The sequence below is a fragment of the Spirochaetales bacterium genome (assembly GCA_016930085.1).
Lineage (GTDB): Bacteria > Spirochaetota > Spirochaetia > SZUA-6 > JAFGRV01 > JAFGHO01.
Genome location: JAFGHO010000099.1, coordinates 40,965 through 58,346, shown reverse-complemented (window position 1 = coordinate 58,346; position 17,382 = coordinate 40,965). Strand labels below are relative to the sequence as shown.

Here is a 17,382-nt window from a genome sequence, read left to right as displayed (position 1 = left end):
GATATTCCGCTGACCGAGGTGATTACCAATGTCGAAGCCCATCAGCTGGAACAGGCCGTCAATCTTGAACGCGCACTCCGCTACGGCGAGGTGCTTGCATCCGAAGCCTACGCGAAGGAGCATTTGAAGGAAGCGGAGGAATTGTTCGATACATTGGCAGGTGAAGTCGATGAAGAGATCAAAAAAGCGGAGCATATCGCCGAAGAGGCGATGGCGAAGGCACAGACCGATATCGCGAGGAGAAAATTCGAGGATATCGATGAGAAACTGAAGAAAATAGAAAAGGAACACGCCGATTACGACGGCCACGTTCACGAGGTCTTTCTTCTGATTGAAGAAGGAAACCTGCCGGAAGCCGAACGCCACGCGGAAGAAATCGAAAAGGAAGAGGAAGAACTCGACCATGAAATCGAGGAGTTTCTGGTCGAAGTCGAGAAATTCACGGAAGACTCAGCGCTCACCGCCGAACACGACGAACAGAATGCCCTTGTCGGGACGATCATCATATGTATCGTGACCTTTCTTCTCGGCATCATTCTGGGCATCGTCATCAGCAGGAGCATCACCACCCCGCTCGGCGCGGAACCCTTCGAGGTATCGGAAATGGCCATGAAGATCGCAGAAGGCGATCTATTAATCAAATTCGACGATAGACGAAAATACGACGAAGCCAGCGTGTACGCGGCGATGAAAACCATGGTCGAGAAACTCAGCGGCATCGTGGGAGTCGTCAAGACGGCCGCGAACAATGTTTCTTCGGGAAGCCAGGAGCTTTCATCCAGTTCCGAGCAGATGTCCCAGGGAGCGAACGAACAGGCCGCGGCGGCGGAGGAAGTCTCTTCTTCCATGGAAGAAATGGGGGCGAATATCCGCCAGAACGCGGACAACGCGCTGCAGACGGAAAAGATCGCCCTCAAGGCGTCTCAGGACGCTGATGAGGGGGGCAAAGCCGTCGGAGAAACGGTGAACGCGATGAAAGATATCGCGGAAAAGATAAGGATAATCGAAGAAATAGCCCGTTCGACGAACATGCTCGCCCTGAACGCGGCCATCGAAGCGGCACGGGCAGGCGAACACGGAAAAGGATTTGCCGTCGTCGCCTCCGAGGTACGAAAACTCGCTGAAAGAAGCCAGGTTGCGGCCGGAGAAATATCCGAATTATCATCATCGAGCGTCTCTATCGCGGAAAAGGCGGGAGAAATGCTCAAAAGGATCGTCCCGGATATCCAGAAAACCGCCGAACTCGTTCAGGAAATAAGCGCGGCAAGCAAGGAGCAGAACTCGGGTGTCGAGCAGATCAACAAGGCGATCATGCAGCTCGATACGGTGATCCAGCAGAACGCCTCGGCGTCCGAAGAAATGGCGTCCACATCGGAAGAACTCGCAGGCCAGGCCGAAGAACTTCAATCGTCAATGGAATTCTTTAAAACCAACGGCGGTAACGGATCAAAATACATCACCCACGACGGCGATTACCATGCTCCTCATCTCAAACAGACCCATAACATACACATCAACCACTATCCCCAAAAACAGCATCCCCCCGTGACGACGGGGAAAACAAGCAGGCGACAGACAACGGGAATCACCATCGCGGAAGAAGAACGTCGGAAACACGAAGACGGCGTCGAGATCGATATGGGCAAAAAACCGAAAAAGGACAAGATGGATGCCGATTTCGAAGAGTTTTAATATCGGTATGACAATACAACACCGATAGTGCCAATATATCGGTCTTGATGAAACCGGCGGAAATTTTTCCGCCGGTTTTTTTAATAGGACGGGGACGGATGAAAAAAAATTTTATAACAGGCCTTGATTTTTTCCGATTAATTATATATATTAGTTAGTGATCGATAACTAACGGAATTGCGTATGAAAAACAGGGAACTTTCGGAACGTCAACTGGAAATCCTCGACAACACCCTTTCCATCATCGCGGAAAACGGCATACAGGAGTTTTCGATCAGGAACCTGGCCCACAAGATCGGTATTTCGGAACCGGCAATTTACCGCCATTTCGAAAACAAGGAGGATATACTGCTTTCTCTCGTCTTTTACATGGGGCAAAACGTGGAAGCATCGCTTTCAAAAATGAATATTCCCGCGGACTCGTCGTTCGAACAGCTCGAATACATTACGAACGGTGCGGTCGACTTCTTCGAGAAAAACCGGTCGATCACGACGGTCTTTTTTTCTCACGGAATATTTCAGTACAATGAAAAGCTCGTGCAGGAAATGAAATCGCTTTACGAGCTCGGTATTTCCGTCTACAGCACGATGATACGAAAAGCACAAAAAGAAAACAATATGAGAAAAGATATTGTACCGGAACGTGCATCGGAAATCATCACCGGCGCCCTTCACGGACTCATTACCCGATGGATTCTCTCGAATTACGAATTCAGTCTTTGTTCTGAATGGCGTGGATTATGGACGACATTGAAATCCGTTATTACCTGAAACTCAGGCGAGTGAAGGTTGTTTTTATTTATACCGGGTTGTTAGGTATCGTTCACTAACAAAGAGACGGGGGCAACCCGGGTTTTGAGGAGAAACAGTTATTTACATGTTAGCTAACGTTAGCTAACTATATTATCACAGAAGGAGTCGTCTATGGCACGGTTATTTTCCTTTCCAAAAATAATAATCTTCGCGATTATCGCGGTGACGATCGTATTCGCGATCCAGCTTCCGAATATGAAAATCGATAATTCCGTAAGGAACTTTCTCCCCAAAGATCATCCGTCGAGGGTGACCACGGAAAAAATGGATGAGGTGTTCGGAAACAACGAGATGGTATCGTTGAGTGTCGAGTTCAAAAACGGAACAATCTTTGCCGGAGACAACCTCTCCTACCTTTCCGAACTGACGGAGGAAATCGGCCGTATCAGGTTCGTCAAGGATGTCCTGTCCCTTTCCAACGCCCAGATCATCATGAACGGGGATGAAGGCATGGTCAATACGCCGGTCGTAACGAAGATTCCCGAATCGGACGCAGATATCGAGGCGATAAAAAACCGCCTTTTGGAATGGGATATCTATAAAGGAATTCTGTATTCGGATGATTTTTCAGCCACGCAGCTGGTCATCTCGTTTGAAGACAAAAAACCGGCGCCTGCCGCCGATACAAAAGCGTCGGAGATCATAAACCGCCCGGCAGCATGGATACCCGTGACCGAGGACGACCTGCTCGATTCATACAACGCGATCACTTCCGTCGCCGAGGCATACGGAAACGAAACCGCCACTCTTCGCATCGCCGGGCCCCAGACGGTGATGATCCTCATCCGTACCGGTATCGCTAAGGATCTGCTCGTCATGTTTCCCCTTGTGCTTGCCGTGCTTTTTATCATACTGGCGCTCGCCCTGAAGCGATTGTCCGGCGTCCTGCTTATCATGCTTACCGTCGTGCTGAGTGTGGTCTGGACCTTCGGCATCATGGCGCTTTTCGACATACCGATCGCCATCATGATGACCGCCATCCCGATCCTTCTCGTCGCCGTGGGAAGCGCCTACGGCATCCACATGATCAGCCATTATTACGACGAGAAAGTCCTCAGCGCCGGTGCGGGCGACGCCGTCCGTGAAGACGGCAGTGAAGACACCCACCGTCATATTGTCCTTGCGACAATACGAAAAATCGGTAAACCGGTCCTGCTCGCCGGCCTTACCACGATAGCCGGATTCGGCGCCCTCGCGTTAAGCGGAATAACGATGATCCGCTATTTCGGCATTTTTACCGCAGCGGGCGTCGCCTCCGCGCTTGTCATTTCGCTGCTTTTCATTCCATCGCTTCTCCTTTCGGGAAAACGGCTTGCAGGCAAAAGGTCCGGAGGGGGTAAACCGCGGAACGGTATGCTGGCCAACGGATTGACCGCGCTGGGGGCGGCCATTATCCGCAGGAAAAAACCGATACTCATTATCTCCGGTATCGTCATCATAATCTCGGCAACGGGGATTCCCCTCATCAATGTCGGGAAACCCCTGATCCGGTTTTTCAAGGAGGAAACGGAAATCAGGAAGGCGGACGCCTATATTAATTCGACGTTCTCCGGGACATCCATCCTCAATGTCATGATCACCGGTAACGAAATACCCGCATCCGGTCAGGACGGGACGGACGAAACCGGCGCGTTCGATGAATCGGATTTTTTTACGGACTCCGATTTCGAAGCCGGCAATCATCCGGGAGAAGAGACGCCGGTAATGACAACAGGCGGTGTCCAATCGAAGACCTCGGACCGCAGGAGCGTGAAAAATCCCGAAATACTCGCCGCGATGGATGAACTCTCCGTTTATCTCAGGACGAAATTCCCCGAAGTCAAAAAGGTCTCGAGTGTCGTCGATTTCATAAAACGGATGAATTATGTCCTCAACAACAGCGACTCATCCTATAACGAGATACCGTCCGATCCTGAAAAATACAATCTCGCGTCAAACATCGGGCTCAGAAATCTTATTTCAAAATATCTTTTGCTGTATTCGGGAAACCTCGACAATCTCATCGACGACATGGACGATCCTGAAAGCGCCCTCATGCACATTCAGATGAACAACCCCCACCCCGCCTTCATTCAGAACGTAAAGGACGCGATACGGGAATATTCGGCGGCGAACATCGAACCCCTGGGCTATTCCGTCGAACTGGCCGGAGACGCCGATATGCTTATGGCGGTCAATGACCTCATCATCAACACCCAGATCATGAGCATTGCCGTCTCGCTGTGCATTGTCTTTTTAATCGTCACCGTCACCTTCCGCTCTCCGGTCGCCGGTTTACTCTCGCTCATACCGATCGTCGCCGCCATCCTCATGAATTTCGGTATCATGGGTTATTTTTCAATCGTCCTGGACACGGTGACCGCTTTAGTCGCTTCCGTGGCGATAGGAATCGGGATCGACTACGCGATCCATTTTATTTCGATCATCACCGACGAAATGAAAAAAACCGGCGACTGGATCGCCGCAGTCAAAAAGACACTTCTTTCCAGCGGCAAGGCGATCGTTTTCAACGCGGTGAGCGTTGCCGCCGGGTTCGCGGTCCTGTTCGCCTCTTCATTTTCACCGCTCAACGAACTGGGCCTCCTGATCTGTCTGACGATGGTCACTTCATCGGTCTTTTCCATCACCGTGCTCCCGGTCCTCATCGTCTCTGTGAAACCGAAATTCATCACAAAAAACGGAAAGGAGAAAAACACCGGGAAAGGTATTCCGGCCGGGCCGGACGCCCGTGAAGCGCGGGAGAAGAAACTGCTGCATTCGGCCTGAAAGATACCTGTTCCGGATAAAAATATATCATCATTCAAGAAGGAGGCTATTATGCCGGGTTTATATCGAAATACTCTCATTATATTATTTATGATCGCGACCGCCTTGCTTCAGGCGGCCGAACCGGATCCGTATCAGATCATGAAAAAAGCGTACTCCTCGCAAAATCCGGATGAAATGGAAAGCGTCGCTTATATGGCGCTTCGAGACGCCGACGGAACGACGAATACGAGAAAACTCAAAATCTTCACAAAAAAAGCCCCCGCAGGGGCAAAAACCTTTATCGAATTTCTTTTACCGGCGGATGTGAAGGGGACGAAGTTTCTGACAATCGGCAACAAATCCGGAGAGGACGACCAGCGTATCTATATCCCTGAACTGGGAAAGGTGAGAAAGATCGCATCGTCCTCGAAAAACCAGACCTTTATGGGTTCCGACCTCACCTACTACGATATGGAAGACAGGGATGTCGAGGACAGCAGCTATACCTTTGTTTCCACGGATACCGTCAACCTCGCGAAAGACGGAGAGGCCGCCGCTACGGAATGCTGGGTGATCGAATCCGTGCCCAAGGATTCGTCCGCGCCCTATTCAAAAAGCAGGATCTGGATAAGCAAAGGCGATTTCGCGATCTGCAAGTCCGAATTGTACGACAAAAACGGCGACCTGGTGAAAACCATCCATATCGTGGAGATAAAAAAATCGGGCGCTTTCATTATTCCGGTCAAAACCCTGGTCGTCAATGTCAACGGGCATAAAACACTGATCAAAACGGAAGAGATCAAGGTCGATCATTCGATCCCCGATTCGGTTTTTACCATACAAAATCTCGAACGTTAGGAGGGAGCTATCGTGAAAAACAAACTATTTACGACAATTGTCCTTTTTTGCGCGGTATCTTTTTTTATTCCGGCCCTTCCCCAGATATGGTGTCTTGAAGACAATGATTTCGGGGACCTGTTCGATGATCTTGAAGAGGATATCGGGACGGAAAACGAAACTGCCCCGGCCGACGGCGGCGGTTTTGCCGGCGAATTGAAAAGCGAACATACCGCCTCCCTTCATATGCCGGTAAGCGGGGATCCCCTCGTCTTCGACGGTCCGCTCACCTCCACGGGTCTCGAAAATCTCTTCTCGTTTTCGGCGCACCAGGGGGATGTGTCGCTCTATTCGAACTGGCGCATCCTTTTTTCCCTGAACGGGGAAGGCGTCTGGCATAATGCGACTGAAATCCGGGCATTGGAAAATTATATTCTTTATGGCCCCGAAGGATTGTCGTTGAGTCTCGGGTACCAGATTATCAGATGGGGAGTCGCCGATAAAATAAATCCGACGGACAACGTCAATCCCAAAGATTACACGGACCTGACGGAACCCACTTCAATTCCCGTCCTTTCCCTTTACATTAAATGGTACGTTACGGGGGCATTTTCTATCGAAGGGGTATATGTTCCCCACAACGACCCGGACATTTTCCCCGTCGACGCCGAAGCCGCCGTCCCGGAAGCCCTTTTCGCGGCGGACGAAGTCACCGTCGAACAACTGCCCCTCGATATTTGGTCCGGTTCGCTCGGTCTCAGGCTTGCCGCCTATACACCGCTGGCCGACTTTTCGTTGAGTTACCTCTTCGATCACGACCCGTACTACACCCCGTCCGTCGCCTACACGAACCCGATGGACAAACACCTCACCCTGGGACGTGAGCCGTTACACCGCATAGGCGCCGACGCGAAAACGACGATCGGGGGCGCGGGCATATGGCTCGAAACCTGCTTCACCCTCACCGGCGACCCCGATGCAAGCGACGCCGGAACGAGGAATCCCCGGCTGGAATGGACGGCCGGAATCGATTTCAATTACGGACCCGGCGCCCTTTTTTACGCGAACATACAGTACAACGGCCGGTTTATTTTCGATTACGACGACGGTTTTTTCAGCGACTATCCGGGCGGCGCGCCGGATCCGTTACAGATGATGGATCCCGATTACGCCGTCACCTATTACTACCGGGCCCTCACACAATCGATCGGGGGGGAGACGGAGGGATTGCTCAACACCCTCTCGGTCAATTTCGAGTTTCCTTTCCTCGACGAAAGGATTACTCCCGTGATCAGGGGTGCGTACCTCCTTCCCGTCTTCTACGACACGGAAGAAAAAACCCGCTACGGCAGCCTTATCGCTTCCCCCCGGCTGATATTCAAACCCCAGCTTTCTTTCGAGATCACCCTCGGGGCCGATCTTTTCTTCTCATGGTATTCGGAACCCGGCTCCGGAGACATCCGGCTCGATACGTCGGATGCCGTCGGCATGTTCGGTGATCAAAGCAATGTGTTTCTCGAACTCCACTATGTATGGGGATACGATCTGTAGTTCTCCCCGCAAAAACACCTGCCGTCTGCCCCAAAAGGGGGCGAGCGGCGGGTTTTTTTTTACGTTTTTCAATCGCATGCGTTAATACCAGCATTCCGTATTTAATTTGCACAAAAAAGAATAGCGTTATATACTTTATTGATAACGATGAGGATAAAAATCATTGTCGCCGACGACCACCGACTCATGAGGGAGGGTCTTCTTTCCCTTTTGGCAAAAGAACCGGAAATAGAGGTGGTCGGAAAGGCGTCCGACGGGCACGAGGTGATACGAAAAACGGAAATACTCAATCCGGATATTATAATCATGGACATCACCATGCCCGGACTGAACGGAATCGACACGACCGGCATTATCAATGAACGATTTCCCGAAGTAAAAATAATCGCTCTCTCCATGCACGCGCACGCTCGCTTTATTTCCGGAATACTCGAAGCGGGCGCTTCCGGCTATCTATTGAAGGATTGCGCATTCGAGGAACTGATCGCCGCGGTTCACATGGTATATGAAGGAAGAATGTACCTCAGCCCGTCGATCACCGACGTCGTTGTCAGGGATTACGTTCGGCAGAAATCAAAGACGGCCGGTACCGCCGGGATTGTACTCAGTATACGCGAACGCGAGGTCCTTCAGCTTATTGCAGAAGGGAAATCGACCAAGGAAATAGCGGCGATACTTTATCTCAGCCCCAAAACGGTAGAAACCCATAAACGCAATATTATGGAAAAAACACGTATTTCTTCAATTCCCGAACTCGTCAAGTACGCGATCGGGGAAGGAATAACTTCGGTTGACAACTGAGCCATCTTTATTTATTTGCGATTAATTTATTTTCCGTCAATTATACCGATTCACATCATCATTCCAATAAAGAAAATCCTTTATTCCGCTCAAGAGAGACCTTATATCATCTTTACCATTTTTCCGATAAAATTAAGGGATTGGTCAATTGTATACGTATTTTTACTTACTATTCTCTAGGTATCCGATGGGAAACACCCGGCTGATCAACAAAAAATGCGCATAGCCGGTTATTTCCCGGACAGGCAAGATGTAATACATCAGCAAGGAGGAAGTAATGTTAAAAGATTTAAGAATGGCATTGAAAATAGGCGGCGGCTTTACCGTTGTCCTCATTATTACCGGTATTGTCGGTATTGTTGCCTGGATAGGTATGAATGGTGTCGCGGACAGGGTCGACAAAAGCGATGATGTCAACAGGCTGGTGAAATATATGCTTCAGGCCAGACAGCAGGAAAAAAATTTCATTATCCGCGGCGACAAAAGTTACATTGATGAAGTCAAAAAAATCGTTTCGGACATAACTAGCCAGGCGGAAACGACAAAAAATAAATTCGATCAGGAGGTCAATAAAAAACAGATGGACGACGTCCTGTCCCAAACGGCCGTTTATGAACAGGCGTTCGATAATTATGTGTCATTACAGACCAGACTCGATGAACAGGATACCATAATGACCAATCAGGCGAGAAATGTCATTACCGCGGCGGAAAAGATGATGACCGACCAGCAGGCCGAATACAAAAAGCTGCTCGCATCCGGTGCGGACAGGGCGGCGATACAGGACAAACTCCTGAAATCAGACGATGCGGGCAGACTCATCATCTGGGCCCTGGAATGCAGGCGCGAGGAGAAGAATTTCATCATCCGCGATGATCCGGCCTACGCCGACAAGGTAAAGACGAGTGCACTCCAGATAGAGGAACTCGCGCAGGAATTGAAATCACGTTTTCAGCAGACATCGAACAAAGAATTATCCGATCGTGTCCTCGAATCGGTGAGGGCGTATCGCCAGGCATTCGACCGCTATGTAGACCTTCGAGATGAACAGAAAGCGGCGGACGAGGCGATGGTAAAAGCGGCGAGGGCGGCGGACGAAATCTGCACGAACGCCCGCGAAGACCAGAAAGCGAAAATGCTCGCTCAAATGGCCCAGTCGAATGTCGTTATCTGGAGCGGAACAGGACTCGCGATACTATTGAGCCTTATTATCGCCGTCATTATCACACGATCGATCACAAAGGCGCTCCGTAAAGGGGTCGATTTCGCGAAAAATGTCGCCGACGGTAACCTGACCGCGCACATCGACATATACCAGAACGATGAAATAGGGATACTCGTCGAGGCACTCAGAAATATGGTCGGCAAACTGAATGAAATCGTGATGACGGTAAAAGGGGCGGCGGATAATGTCTCTTCGGGAAGCCAGCAGCTGTCATCGAGTTCCGAGGAATTGTCGCAGGGTGCGAACGAACAGGCCGCGGCCGCCGAGGAGGTCTCTTCTTCCATGGAACAGATGGGGGCCAATATCAGGCAGAACGCGGATAATGCCCTCCAAACGGAAAAAATCGCGCTCAAGGCCTCACAGGATGCAGAAGAAGGAGGCAAATCCGTTGCCGACACGGTGTTGGCAATGAAAGAAATAGCCGAAAAGATAAGAATAATTGAAGAAATCGCGAGGTCGACGAATATGCTTGCTTTGAACGCGGCGATCGAAGCCGCTCGGGCGGGAGAACACGGCAAGGGGTTCGCCGTTGTCGCGGCCGAAGTGAGAAAACTCGCCGAACGGAGTCAGATCGCGGCGGGGGAAATTTCGGAATTGTCCTCGACGAGCGTCGCCATAGCCGAAAAGGCGGGCGATATGCTGAAACGGATCGTGCCCGATATTCAAAAAACGGCGGAACTCGTTCAGGAGATCAGCGCGGCAAGCAAGGAACAGAATTCCGGCGTCGAACAGATCAACAAGGCAATCATGCAGCTCGATACGGTGATCCAGCAGAACGCCTCGGCTTCCGAAGAAATGGCGTCCACTTCCGAAGAACTCGCGGGTCAGGCCGAACAACTGCTTGCGACGATGGAATTCTTCAGAACCGACGGAAACGGGAACGGCAGAAAATCCGCCCATGTCCTCCCGGATCATACAGGGGGAAAAAAGAACATGGTGACGACACATAAAATCAATATCGGACATCTGGGGAGCGGAAAGGAACACAGCGCGGCCGAGACACAGACGGGAATCACCGTTGTCGAGGACCGCAGGACGAAACAGAAAAAAAATAAAAACATTAAAGACGGTGTCGATATCGATATGGGCGGAAACGCCGCAGGAGACAAACGCGATGAAGATTTCGAAGAATTTTAGGTTTTCATAGATGTGTCTTTATGCTAAAAAGATACGGGAGCTTTTATTGTTTCCCGTATCTTTTCAAAAGGGGTTTCCTATGCTCGGTCGGCAGAAAAAGCATTATAAAATACTTGTAATGACGGTATTGCTTGCCGTGACGCTTTCTCTTACCATTTTCTTTCATATTTTTCTAAAAAAAGGGGCGGTGGTCACACATTTCTTCTATATTCCCATCATCCTTGCCGCGATCTGGTGGAAAAAGGGATATATCGTCGCACTTTTTCTCTCCCTTTTTCTCGTTCTCAACCACCTGTTTGTCCGCTCCGGGGTTGAAATATACAATGACCTGTTGAGGGCGTTTATGTTCGTATTCGTCTATTTCATAGTCACCATGTTGAGCGAGAAACTGATCAAAACGGAAAAGGGTCTCGCCCTCATCCGCACGGAAATGGATCAGATTTTTCAGAATTCGGTGAACGGCATCGCAATAATCGGGCCCGAAGGTAAAATAATCAAGACAAACGCCATGCTGAAGCGCCTTTTGGAACGCACGGAATCCGACATAGTCGGAAAAAGATGTTCGCAAATCCTGTGCAATCCCGACTGCGATACCGCGAGGTGCCCCATCAAAAGGATAACCGGCGGAGACACATGTGTCGAAACGATATTCGAAATCGGAGATACGACAGGGAAAAAAAAGAAAACCTGTTGTTCATCGGCAACCCCCTTCTGGGATACGGAAGGTACTGTAAAGGGTTTTGTCTTCAATATCCGTGACATAACGGAGAAAATGAAAACAAAAAAAACACTCGCCCGTTACCGTTCGAAACTCAAGGCAATCTCTTCCGAACTGACCCTGGCCGAGGAAAAGGAGCGGAGGAGGATCGCCACCAATCTGCACGATCATATCGGCCAGAAACTCGCGCTCGCCAAAATCAAGCTTGGCGCCCTGAAGGCCTCGCATAAAAACCACCCGGATTCATCCGTTATCGAGGAGGTCCGTTCACTGGTGGAGGATACGATACGTACGACACGGTCGCTAACGTTTACACTCAGCCCCCCCGTCCTGTACGAATTCGGACTGATCGCCGCGTTTGAATGGCTGATCGATCATTACCGCGACAGGTACGGTCTTTCCTGTGATTTTTACACCGATATCGACCGTATCGATATGAACGAGGACATGAGCATCCTGCTTTTTAAAATCATCAATGAACTGCTCTTGAATGTCGTCAAACACGCGGGTACGGACATCGCCGCCGTTGATATTCACGGCGGCGATGACGGTGTTACCATTTCCGTCTGCGATCGGGGAAAGGGATTCGATTCCGGCCGGCTCGAGACGATCATTTCAGGGTGCAAAGGATTCGGGCTGTTCAACATCCGCGAACGGCTCAACTATATCGGCGGCAGGCTCGATATCGAATCAGCCGAAGGGGCGGGGACAAAAGTAAACCTCATGATACCCTTTGCAAAAAAATCATGTTTGACGGGAGGAAAAAAATAATGGCTATTTCACTGCTTCTCTCAGACGATCATAAAATAATGAGGGACGGCCTGAAGTCGCTCGTCGAACAGCTTCCGGACATCGAAATCGCGGGCGAAGCGGTCGACGGTATCGAGACAATCGAACTCGCCCGGTCGCTCAAACCGGATATAGTGATCATGGATGTGACGATGCCGGGATTGAACGGGATCGAAGCGACAAGGAAGATTCTCGAAGAAAACGATGGTATCAGGATCATCGCGCTTTCGATGCATTCGAACAGCCGTTTTATCACGGAAATGCTTTCGGCCGGCGCCTCCGGCTACCTGATCAAGGATTGCGCGTTCGAGGAACTCGCTTCAGCGATCAAAACCGTCTATCATGACGGCACCTATCTCAGCCGCAGTATCACCGGCATTGTAATCAACGATTATGTCAGAAAAACGGCAAAAAAAGACGGCTGCCGCCTCCACTCGCTTTCCGAGCGGGAATACGAGGTTCTCAAATATCTGGCTGACGGGAAAAATCCGAAAGAGATTGCATGGTACCTCAACATCAGCGTCAAAACGGTCGAAGCGCACCGGAGGCGGATCATGACGAAACTCTCGCTTGCCGGTATCGCCGAACTGGTCAAATACGCGATCAGGGAAGGGATCACCTCCCCCTGCATCACCTGCACGGGGTAATGGCGAAGCCGGACGGCCGGATGCGCATTATTTCCGCTTGAAATCGGTTTTACGATCAATTATCCTTAATATTAGGATGATGAAACACCCTGTAGCGGCGACGGTGAAGGCGAAAAAAATGAAAGAGACTCGTTTCATTCTCTCCTGTAACGAACTCGAGCGGCTTTACGATATCGAAGAACACGGGATCATTGTCATCGACAAGGAGTTTACCATAATCCAGATCAACAGGGTTATCGAGAATCTTTTTTGCGTCAAACGGGAAAAGATTACCGGCAGTAAATGTTTCAAAACCTTCAAGAACGGACTCTGCCCGAGTCAATGCTGTACCATAGCGGAGATTCTCAAAGGGAAAATACATATTCAATCCGATATAAAAATCGAAAACGATACCAATTGCAGTCTGCACCATTTCCGTTTGAACGGTTTTCCCCTCTGGGGTAAAAGCGGTGCTATACAGGGGGCATTGATCTTTCTCGAGGACGTGACCGCACAACGGCTTACCGAAACGCTCATTAAATCCTATGAAAGAAAACTCAAGGCCCTGAGTTTCGAGTTGACGCTCGCCGAAGAACGGGAGCGCAGACTCATCGCCCAGGACCTCCACGACCAGATCGGCCAGCCCCTCGCGCTTTCCACCATGAAACTGAGTATACTGCACACCCTCACCCGGGACCGGAGGATCCTCGAGCAGATCGAAGAGATACACAGACTCACCGAAGAATCGCTTGCGCACATCCGTTCGATGACATTCAGACTCAGCCCGCCCACCCTCCACAAGTTCGGTTTGTTTCCCGCGCTCAAATGGCTCGCCGAAGAGTTCGAGTCCCGTTTCGGCCTGCATTGCGAGTTTTATTCGCTTTCTCCGGAACGCGTGTGCGAGGATATCGTCACCATCATGGTGTTCAAGATCGTCAATGAACTTTTGACCAATATCGTCAAGCACGCTGCAACCGATACCGCCCGGCTTACCCTTGAATGCGTCGATAATACCCTCACGATAACGGTAAGCGACCGGGGAAAAGGATTCGATTCATCAAAAGTCAACGAACGGCTCTCACACACACACGGATTCGGGCTGTTCAGCATCAGCGAACGGGTTTCATATATCGGCGGTGAAATGACCGTTCGATCCGAACCGGGTAAAGGAACGGAGGTCACCCTCACGCTGCCGTGCGTCACGAAGGATAACGGCGGCGAGGACAAGGAGTGATTGTATGGCCATAAGAATCCTGATCGTCGACGATCATAAAATCATGTGCGACGGACTCAAATCACTCATCGACAGGCACGACGGAATGGAAGTGATCGGGACGACGACGAACGGACGGGATGCGGTTTCCCTCACCCTCGAACTGAAACCGGATATCGTCATCATGGATGTCCTCATTCCGGAATTCGACGGCATCGAGGCGAGCAAAAAAATTCTCGAAAAATCGCCCGAAACGAAAATAATCGCGCTTTCGATGTATTCCCACAAACACTACCTCACCGCCATGCTCGAGGCGGGGGTGGCGGGTTATGTGGTGAAGGGCTGTTCTTTCGATGAACTCGTCTCGGCGATTACCTCCGTGCATTCAGGCGGCACCTATTTGAGCGACGAAATCGCGAAAACCGTAATCAAAGGCTATGTGAACACCATGTCGCACCAAAAGACCATCGGTGAACTGCTTACCGAAAAGGAATGCGCGGTCCTGAAGCTGATCGCGGACGGGAAAAAGACCAAAGCGATCGCGGATGAAATGGATATCAGCGTAAAAACAGTCGAAACCTACCGGAGGCAACTCATGCAAAAACTGGAAATCGAAACGGTCGCGGATCTCGTCAAATACGCGATCAAGGAAGGATTCACCTCGATCTCAGAATAACCGGTCTTTTCCCTGATGTTATTTTTTTCCCTCGAACAAGTTTCATGCGGCGGGACGATGTTTCCTCACTTTCCTCCTTTTTTCAAAGACCGCTCGAACGAATATGCCTGAACGATCGCGTCCCTGAACCGCGCGGACCGGTGCCCGGCATCGACAGGTACATTTTTACCGCTTTCTCAGGTTTTGCGAAACGCGTCTAAGGGATTTCGACAATAAAAACAGGCTTCCCCTTATGGAAATATTTTTCCCGTTTTTTAAAATTCTTTAAAGTAGATAAAGTGAACGTATCGGGATGTCCCGCGCTCGCGCGCGGGAGTAAAAATACCACCTGAAAAGCGGGCGGCATTTTTATGGAAATCGTCATTTTTGATTGAAGGAGGTCTCAAATGAATCAAAAACGTGAGATGAAGGTGAGGACGAAACTCCTGACCGGGTTTTTTGTCGTCGCCCTTCTGGTCGCGACCCTCGGCGTCATCTGTTTCATCAGTATCTCGAATATCGGGGACGCGACCGATACCATCAAGGACAAAGAAGTCCCCCTCGCCGACAATGCCATGGAAGCGATGATCGCCCTCATCAGCGGAAGGGACCTGATGGGCGAAGTCATGCTCTCCGACTCGCTCGACGAGGTGAAAAAAATTGAAGGGGAGTTCAAACAGACGGTCGATGACTTCGACAACTATGTGACCTATATCAAAGAGAACGGAGAGGGGGCGATCGTGGATCTCGCAGACGAAGCGGACTCCTACCACGCCACCTTTGCCGACAATGCCCTTGAATTGATCGGACATCGAAAAGAGGTGCTCGCGCGTATGGCAAGCCTGAATGCGATCATGAAGGATTTCGACGAACACTCGGAGAGTCTCCGCACGGGCTTCGAAGATTACGAACGGCGGCTCAACATAAAAATCGACGCGCGGGTCGACGCGTCGATGGAAGGCAAGGCGATCATGTTCGAACAGAAGGCCATCGCCGAAGAATACGCGGGAATTCTCGATCGCTCTTACGCGGCAACCCTGAATAACAGTTTTAGGACACTCGATGGAGAGTTCAGGTCGATCGCTTCCGGGCTTCCCGACGATATCGTAAGGGAACATAACGATTTCAGCGCTTACGCTTTAAAAATGTTCGACGAACGCGACGGCGCGATCGGGGATATTCTCGAAACACAGACGCACATAAAGGTGATCGACGAATACGGTGAAAAAGGCGACCTCACCATGGACAAGGTCGAAGTCGAAGCGGACAAACACATGAATGCCGCCATGGGGCAGGCGGACAACGCTCAGACCACATCGAATGTCCTCATTATCGTGCTTTCCATAATCAGTTTCGTCCTCGCAATCATTCTGGGCGTCATCATCACCAATACCATCACGAAACCCCTCGGCGCCGAGCCCGGCGAAGTCGCGACAATCGCGGCCACGATCGCAGGCGGGGATCTCACCATGCACCTCGAGGAAAAGAAAGTCGATGTCGGAAGCGTATACGCGGCCATGAAGAACATGGCCGACAATCTCAGGAACGTGGTCGCGACGATAAAGGGTGCGGCCGACAATGTGGCATCGGGAAGCCAGGAACTGTCGTCGAGCACTGAAGAAATCAGCCAGGGCGCGAGCGAACAGGCCGCCGCGGCTGAAGAGGTATCTTCTTCCATGGAACAGATGGGCGCCAATATCAGGCAGAACGCGGACAACGCTATCCAGACGGAAAAAATCAGCCTCAAGGCGGCGCAGGACGCGCAGGAAGGCGGCAAGGCTGTCGACGATACGGTACTCGCCATGAAAGAGATCGCGGAAAAGATCAGGATCATCGAGGAGATCGCACGCTCGACCAATATGCTCGCCCTCAATGCTGCGATAGAGGCGGCACGGGCGGGCGAGCACGGCAAGGGATTCGCGGTCGTGGCGGCGGAAGTGAGGAAACTCGCCGAACGAAGCCAGGTCGCGGCGGGAGAGATCTCGGAACTTTCGAGTACCAGCGTCGCGGTCGCCGAAAAAGCCGGTGAAATGCTGAAACGGATCGTTCCCGATATACAGAAAACGGCGGAACTCGTTCAGGAAATCAGCGCGTCGTCGAAAGAACAGAACTCGGGGACGGAACAGATCAACAAGGCGATCATGCAGCTTGATTCGGTCATCCAGCAGAACGCATCCGCGTCCGAAGAAATGGCCTCGACGTCGGAAGAACTCGCGAGTCAGGCGGAACAGCTTCAGGCGACGGTCGAGTTTTTCAAGGTGGACGGAAACGGAAACGGCGGCAGCCGGTTGATCACGAAAAGCGTGAAGCAGGGCACCGGAATCAAGCAAAAAGACGCCCATATTCATATCGCCCATCTGGGAAAAGGCAAACAGAAAACGAAGACGGGCGGCAAGGAAGAGACGGGCATCACCGTCATTGACAGGGAAAAAGACGAGGGGGTGAATATCGATCTCAAACAAAAGGGAAAAAAGGACTCACTCGATACCGATTTCGAAGAGTTTTAAGGGATATCAATAGCGATTACCATACGGGCCGCTCCTGAAGCTATCCGGGCGGCCTTTTTTTATCGCCACT

At 50.9% G+C, this 17,382-nt stretch carries 12 protein-coding genes; all 12 read left to right on the top strand.

Annotated elements, in window-relative coordinates:
• Positions 1-1,692 (top strand): methyl-accepting chemotaxis protein (locus JW881_16945; GenBank protein ID MBN1699210.1); only part of this gene is annotated, 1,692 nt, incomplete at its 5' end.
• A gap of 183 nt (positions 1,693-1,875) precedes the next feature.
• Positions 1,876-2,463 carry a TetR/AcrR family transcriptional regulator gene (locus JW881_16940; protein MBN1699209.1) on the top strand — a complete coding sequence of 196 codons (588 nt, stop codon included), beginning with the start codon at positions 1,876-1,878 and terminating at the stop codon, positions 2,461-2,463.
• 153 nt (positions 2,464-2,616) lie between these two features.
• Positions 2,617-5,271, top strand: a complete 2,655-nt coding sequence (locus tag JW881_16935; protein MBN1699208.1) for an RND family transporter — start codon at positions 2,617-2,619, stop codon at positions 5,269-5,271.
• Positions 5,272-5,322: 51 nt separating this feature from the next.
• Entirely contained in the window at positions 5,323-6,111 is a 789-nt protein-coding gene (locus tag JW881_16930) for an outer membrane lipoprotein-sorting protein (GenBank protein MBN1699207.1), read from the top strand.
• Positions 6,112-6,123: 12 nt separating this feature from the next.
• Positions 6,124-7,641: a hypothetical protein gene (locus tag JW881_16925; GenBank protein MBN1699206.1), complete on the top strand. Its 1,518-nt coding sequence runs from the start codon at positions 6,124-6,126 to the stop codon at positions 7,639-7,641.
• Positions 7,642-7,788: 147 nt separating this feature from the next.
• Positions 7,789-8,442, top strand: coding sequence for a response regulator transcription factor (locus JW881_16920; protein MBN1699205.1), 654 nt, complete (start codon positions 7,789-7,791; stop codon positions 8,440-8,442).
• Positions 8,443-8,719: 277 nt separating this feature from the next.
• Positions 8,720-10,804 carry a HAMP domain-containing protein gene (locus JW881_16915; GenBank protein ID MBN1699204.1) on the top strand — a complete coding sequence of 695 codons (2,085 nt, stop codon included), beginning with the start codon at positions 8,720-8,722 and terminating at the stop codon, positions 10,802-10,804.
• A 79-nt stretch (positions 10,805-10,883) separates the two neighbouring features.
• Positions 10,884-12,293 (top strand): PAS domain-containing protein, encoded by a 1,410-nt coding sequence (locus tag JW881_16910; protein MBN1699203.1) that lies wholly within the window; start codon positions 10,884-10,886, stop codon positions 12,291-12,293.
• A complete protein-coding gene (locus JW881_16905) occupies positions 12,293-12,958 on the top strand; it encodes a response regulator transcription factor (GenBank protein ID MBN1699202.1) in 666 nt (221 codons plus the stop codon). The genes JW881_16910 and JW881_16905 overlap by 1 nt, the downstream gene beginning before the upstream one ends.
• Before the next feature lie 118 nt (positions 12,959-13,076).
• Positions 13,077-14,171 (top strand): PAS domain-containing protein, encoded by a 1,095-nt coding sequence (locus JW881_16900; GenBank protein ID MBN1699201.1) that lies wholly within the window; start codon positions 13,077-13,079, stop codon positions 14,169-14,171.
• A 4-nt stretch (positions 14,172-14,175) separates the two neighbouring features.
• The gene (locus JW881_16895; protein ID MBN1699200.1) at positions 14,176-14,826 is read left to right on the top strand and encodes a response regulator transcription factor; all 651 of its coding nucleotides are present in this window, start codon (positions 14,176-14,178) and stop codon (positions 14,824-14,826) included.
• A 593-nt stretch (positions 14,827-15,419) separates the two neighbouring features.
• Positions 15,420-17,312, top strand: a complete 1,893-nt coding sequence (locus tag JW881_16890; protein ID MBN1699199.1) for a hypothetical protein — start codon at positions 15,420-15,422, stop codon at positions 17,310-17,312.
• The last annotated feature ends 70 nt before the right edge of the window (positions 17,313-17,382 follow it).